Source organism: Moorena sp. SIO4A1, from assembly GCF_010672065.1.
In the GTDB taxonomy this organism is placed as follows: domain Bacteria; phylum Cyanobacteriota; class Cyanobacteriia; order Cyanobacteriales; family Coleofasciculaceae; genus Moorena.
The window spans coordinates 1-1,930 of record NZ_JAAHHX010000410.1 but is presented as its reverse complement, the minus strand read 5'-3'; the positions used below and the strand labels follow the sequence as shown (position 1 = coordinate 1,930).

The following is a 1,930-nucleotide window of genomic DNA, read 5'->3' as shown; positions in this document are numbered from 1 at the left end:
GAATAATACAAAAAATGACTCGTAAAATATATGATGTTCGCAGAAGCAATGAGTCCCCCCAAAAGAAGGGTTCCGATGACTGGATCCTCCAAAGAAGTGGAGTGCGACAGCTACCCGCTAAACCGATGACACCCCAAAACAAAATACCAGATTGGGTAGTGGGAACAAATCAAATCGACTTGACGCCGAAACCAGTATGGAATTACTCAACTAATCCGTACCCTAGGCAGGCAAAAGCAAAAGAGCCCAATCGACAAGAAGAGGAAACGGAATCACAGTGGATGCAAGGAAAAGTCCCACCAAGGGTAGTAGGAGAGGAAAAGGTGGTGAATGCGCAGACGATGGTAAAAAATGGGCAGGTGCAACAGCACCGGTCAAAGGGAATGCCAGTAGCAAAACGAGATGGAGGAAAGAGCGGACGCGAAACCCCAATCCAGCCCATGGAGGTAGAAAAGAAAGCAGAAAACAAGACAGGGCTGCCCGATCGCCTCAAGGAAGGTTAAGAAAGTATGTCTGGCTTTGACCTCTCAGGGGTGCGCGTTAACTATAACTCGCCCAAACCCGCGCAACTCAATGCCCATGCTTATACCCAAGGACTGGGGATAGAGGTGGCACCGGGGCAGAAGCGGCATGTGCCCCATGAGGCGTGGCATGTGGTGCAGCAGATGCAGGGAAGGGTGAGTACGACGAAGGAGGTAAATGGGGTTGGGGTAAATGACGATCGGGGGTTGGAGCGTGAGGCGGAGGAAAAGGGGAAGAGGGCAGAGAAGAGGCGAAGGACAAAAAATAACAAAACTGAGATTATGACCAGCAAACCTTCCCCCATCCAATTTGCATAAGGCGATGTGTTAAAACACCTATTAAATATATTTGGCCCAGATTTGACCAAAGCGGTAGTGGGAAAAATCACCGAAAAAACAACGTTATTATGAGTATATTAACGAAAACCGGAAGAGATATTCCAGAAAGGGTTTGATCCGAATGAAAGAGGAAACAAGTATGAGGAAGTGACCAAATAAGCTCTAGCAAATTATCAGATTGATCCGAAAAAAAACCCTGGCATTGTATCAACCGGCGTTGTAGACAAGGAAGTTAAGGAAAACGCGGAAAATGTTCTACCAATCGGAGAAAAGGGGTATTTGTCGGAAATTGAGGCCAAAGGATTGTATTACTATGATCTAAAACGGAACATCCCGTGGTGGCAGAGAGTATTTTAGGCAAACGAGACAGAAACAATGATAAAAGGAGGAATAAATAAGGACCGAATAAAGAAGAAACCAATAGAGGTAGAGGGATTACCCCCATAAGCAAAAAAATATATAGATGAGTTGTAAAACACGTGGGTTCGCAGAACTGGATGAGGGGAAGGAGCACTAGAAGGGAGGGAAAGCAACGCGGAGGCGGCTGGCGACACAATTCATACCAAGGAAAAAGCCGTGTTATCCAGGGTAATGGTCGAAAAACCAAATCTAGTTTTGTAACGTAATCAACGGCAGAATCAGTGTTTTGGATGTTAACTTATATTTAGCCAACAGCATCGCATCGCGTAACGCACCGACTACCCAAAGAGGGAAAAACCAAACGATCAAAACCCGACCGTACGCCAACCCCAAAAACCCCATCCAAACCCGTCCGCACCCAACGCCCCCATTGGAGTTGATAAGACAGAATCCGCCCACTGGACGCCCCTTGCTCGTAAAGCCGTCTTACCTTCTCCAGCATCCTTTCTATGGTTTTACCAGCCACCGATAACCCCTGTGGAGAAAACCAATACCCCAAAAAATCAAACCCCCGGGAGATGCGCCCGATAAAGGTTTTCAATGGATGAAGTTCCAGGTGTAACTGGGCCATCAGCTGATTGGTGGCTTTAATCGCCCTCCGCAACCTCCACCGGGTCGGAGCGAGAACCACCCAATCATCCATAAACCGA

At 47.3% G+C, this 1,930-nt stretch carries 3 protein-coding genes; 2 read left to right on the top strand and 1 reads right to left on the bottom strand.

The window, feature by feature from the left end; genetic code table 11:
• Together F6K53_RS38840 and F6K53_RS38835 are read left to right on the top strand one after the other, a co-directional pair.
• Nucleotides 1-503 (top strand): hypothetical protein (locus tag F6K53_RS38840; protein WP_293085195.1); only part of this gene is annotated, 503 nt, incomplete at its 5' end.
• A 6-nt stretch (nt 504-509) separates the two neighbouring features.
• Nucleotides 510-839: a DUF4157 domain-containing protein gene (locus F6K53_RS38835; RefSeq protein ID WP_293085192.1), complete on the top strand. Its 330-nt coding sequence runs from the start codon at nt 510-512 to the stop codon at nt 837-839.
• A 685-nt stretch (nt 840-1,524) separates the two neighbouring features.
• Here F6K53_RS38835 and F6K53_RS38830 read toward each other — a convergent pair.
• The coding region (locus F6K53_RS38830; protein ID WP_366511413.1) for a hypothetical protein at nt 1,525-1,930 on the bottom strand (406 nt) is incomplete at its 5' end.